The organism is Yoonia sp., from assembly GCF_046498525.1.
GTDB lineage: Bacteria > Pseudomonadota > Alphaproteobacteria > Rhodobacterales > Rhodobacteraceae > Yoonia.
This window is the reverse complement of sequence record NZ_JAWOAN010000280.1, coordinates 1-3,196: the sequence shown is the minus strand read 5'-3', so window position 1 is coordinate 3,196 and position 3,196 is coordinate 1. Positions and strand designations below refer to the sequence as shown.

Genomic DNA, 3,196 nt, shown 5'->3' with positions numbered 1-3,196 from the left:
GGAGAACGACGAATTCAACGAGCACAGGTTCTGGTTCAGTTTCTTCTATATTTTCGAATCTGCCGCCAGATATTATGAAATCTGCAAGGCCAGGAAGCTGCCTCTGGGATGGTTTCATGTCTACCAGTTCAAAGGCCAGTTGAGCCGCATGTCCGACCGCGACCTGGCCGATATCGGAACTAACCGGCTGTTGATCGACGATGTGGCCCGCGAAGCGGCTGGTGGGTCAGTAGAACGATAAAAGTCAGCTTGACGGGTCACGATCCAGCTGGCCGTCAGAATTGAAAACGCAGCGCAGGAAGCTGCGGGGCGTTTTGCGCTCGCGGATACGGTGCACAGTGAAACGAATTCATGTAGTTTGAATCTTGATCTAAAAGGCAAGAAACAACATGGGCAGCACGGCAGGCAGGAAAAGCTGATTTAAAGATGTGATGGTCCAAATAATGGGTCAATGACGAATGTTGCATTAACTCAAAGGCCCGCTCGCTACATTAACCACTGAAAATCCGGCAAGCTGTACGTACAGGTTCTGTACGCCATACATACGCCAACTGTATCCAACACCTCCTCATTTTTTCGAATACTTAACGGCAAATCTAAGCCGAAATCGAAAAACTGCGACACTGCCACACGGACCTTTGCATCTCCTACTTGATCCACCCCCGTCATCCGTCTATACGCCACCAGTCGGCAGGCTTGTCCTCCGACTCATAAACGTAACGCCGTGTTTGGCCGCTCCCGTCGCTGGGGGCCAATTCCGGCAAGAGGAGAAGCGACATGAAACTGAATGAACTATCCGACAACCCAGGTGCCACAACGCGCAAACAGCGTGTTGGCCGTGGTGCAGGTTCCGGCAAAGGCAAGACCGGCGGCCGTGGTATCAAAGGTCAAAAATCCCGTTCCGGCGTAGCCATCAAAGGCTACGAGGGCGGCCAGATGCCACTCTACCAGCGTCTGCCAAAGCGTGGCTTCAACAAGCCGAACCGCAAGTCTTTCGCTGTCATCAACCTTGGTTTGATCCAGAAATTTATCGACGAAGGCAAGATCGACGTCAAAGCCGACATCACCGAAGATGCGCTGATCGCATCCGGTCTGGTCCGTCGCAAAAAGGATGGTATCCGCGTTCTTGCCAAGGGTGATTTCAAGGCCAAAGCGACAATCGCAGTCACCGGTGCCTCGAAGGGCGCTGTTGAAGCTGTCGAAAAAGCTGGTGGGTCCTTGACAGTCACAACACCGGCAGCGGCTGAGTAAGACCTTGTGAGCGACCTTTGTGTCGCTTACATAACCTTCTAAGTTTTCCCAAACGCCGCTGATCGGGGAACCGCAGCGGCGTTTAGCATGAAAAGAGACCCATATGGCTTCTGCAGCAGAGCAAATGGCAGCCAACGTCAGTTGGAGTGCTTTCGGCAAAGCAACTGAACTACGTCAGCGTATCTTGTTTACGCTTGGTTTGTTGATCATCTACCGGCTCGGTACGTTTATTCCGGTGCCCGGTATCGATGGCATTGCCCTTCAGCAGTTCATGGAAGACGCCCAGGCCGGTATCGGTGGCATCCTGTCGATGTTTACTGGTGGTGCGCTGTCGCGCATGGCGATCTTTACTCTCGGGATCATGCCGTACATCTCGGCTTCGATCGTGATGCAGCTTTTGGGCTCCATGTGGGAACCGCTCAAGAACCTCAAGAAAGAGGGTGAGCAGGGGCGCCGGAAACTCAATCAATACACCCGCTATGGTACTGTCGTGCTGGCGACCGCACAGGCCTATGGCCTTGCCATCAGCCTTGAAGCCGGCGGTCTGGCTGCAGATCCGGGCCTGTTCTTTCAGGCCTCGACCGTGATCACGATTGTCGGCGGCACCATGTTCCTGATGTGGTTGGGCGAACAGATCACCGCACGCGGGATCGGTAATGGTATTTCGCTGATCATCTTTGTCGGCATCATCGCCGAAATCCCGTCAGCTCTTGCGCAGTTCCTGTCTCAGGGCCGGTCCGGTGCGATCAGCCCCGCCGTCATTGTCGGCATTATCCTGATGCTGATCGTCGTCCTGACCTTCGTGGTCTTCATGGAACGATCCTTGCGCAAGATCCACATCCAGTATCCGCGCCAGCAGCGCGGCATGAAAGTCTACGACGGGTCGACCAGCCACCTGCCGATCAAGGTGAACCCTGCCGGTGTGATCCCTGCGATCTTTGCATCCGCCTTGCTGCTGCTGCCTACCACGATCAGTACATTCAATGGCGGGTCGTCCGGACCGCTGATGTCCACCATTCTGGCGCTCTTTGGTCCTGGTCAACCGCTGTATTTGCTGTTCTTTGGCGGCATGATTATCTTCTTCACATATTTCTACACCCGTGAAGTTGCTTTCAAAACCGAGGATGTGGCCGAGAACCTCAAGAACCAGAACGGCTTTGTCCCCGGTATTCGGCCCGGAAAGAAGACCGAGGAGTATCTGGATTATGTGGTGACGCGAATCCTCGTTCTTGGTTCCGGCTATCTGGCACTGGTCGCCCTGCTGCCCGAAATTATCCGTGCCGAACTGGCTATCCCATTCTACTTTGGCGGCACGTCAATCCTGATTATTGTGTCGGTGGGTATGGACACGATCCAACAAATCCAGTCTCATCTGGTGGCACATCAATACGAAGGCCTGATTGAGAAGTCTCAGTTGCGTGGCAAGCGTAGTTCGAAACGTAAGGGGCCATCGCGTCGATGAATATCATTCTGCTGGGACCGCCGGGGGCGGGTAAGGGAACACAGGCACGCAAGCTCGTCGAAGAACGCAACATGGTGCAACTCAGCACCGGCGACATGCTGCGCGCTGCCCGAACCAGTGGAACTGAAATGGGCAAGCTGGTGGCCGCGGTCATGGACCGGGGCGAACTTGTCACGGACGAGATCGTCATCGGCCTGATCCGCGAACGGCTCGAAAGCGATCGGTCGAAAGGCGGCTATATCTTCGATGGCTTCCCCCGGACACTTGCACAGGCAGATGCCCTTGGTCGCTTGCTCGTTGATATGGGTCAGAAGCTTGATTGCGCGATCGAGATGCAGGTCGACGATGATGCCCTCGTTGACCGGATAACGGCACGGTCCACCTGCGGGCAATGCGGTGAGGTTTACAACGACCGTACCAAGCCGATCCCGGCGGATGGCAAATGCACCAAGTGCGGCGCATCGGATTTCCAGCGCCGTGCGG

General features: G+C 55.1%; 4 protein-coding genes. All 4 read left to right on the top strand.

The window, feature by feature from the left end; all coding sequences use genetic code 11:
• The coding region (locus R6T97_RS16385) for a DUF1127 domain-containing protein (protein ID WP_410350351.1) at positions 1-241 on the top strand (241 nt) is incomplete at its 5' end.
• Between the two features lie 536 nt (positions 242-777).
• Positions 778-1,251: a 50S ribosomal protein L15 gene (rplO, locus tag R6T97_RS16380; RefSeq protein WP_410350350.1), complete on the top strand. Its 474-nt coding sequence runs from the start codon at positions 778-780 to the stop codon at positions 1,249-1,251.
• Between the two features lie 103 nt (positions 1,252-1,354).
• Complete coding sequence (gene secY, locus R6T97_RS16375; RefSeq protein WP_410350349.1) at positions 1,355-2,713, top strand: preprotein translocase subunit SecY; 1,359 nt, start codon at positions 1,355-1,357, stop codon at positions 2,711-2,713.
• Positions 2,710-3,196 (top strand): adenylate kinase (locus R6T97_RS16370; RefSeq protein ID WP_410350348.1); only part of this gene is annotated, 487 nt, incomplete at its 3' end. The genes secY and R6T97_RS16370, both read left to right, overlap by 4 nt.

Bases quoted from the DNA above. Each gene is read 5' to 3' on its own strand.
- rplO (WP_410350350.1), top strand. From the start codon at position 778: ATGAAACTGAATGAACTATCCGACAACCCAGGTGCCACAACGCGCAAA.
- secY (WP_410350349.1), top strand. From the start codon at position 1,355: ATGGCTTCTGCAGCAGAGCAAATGGCAGCCAACGTCAGTTGGAGTGCT.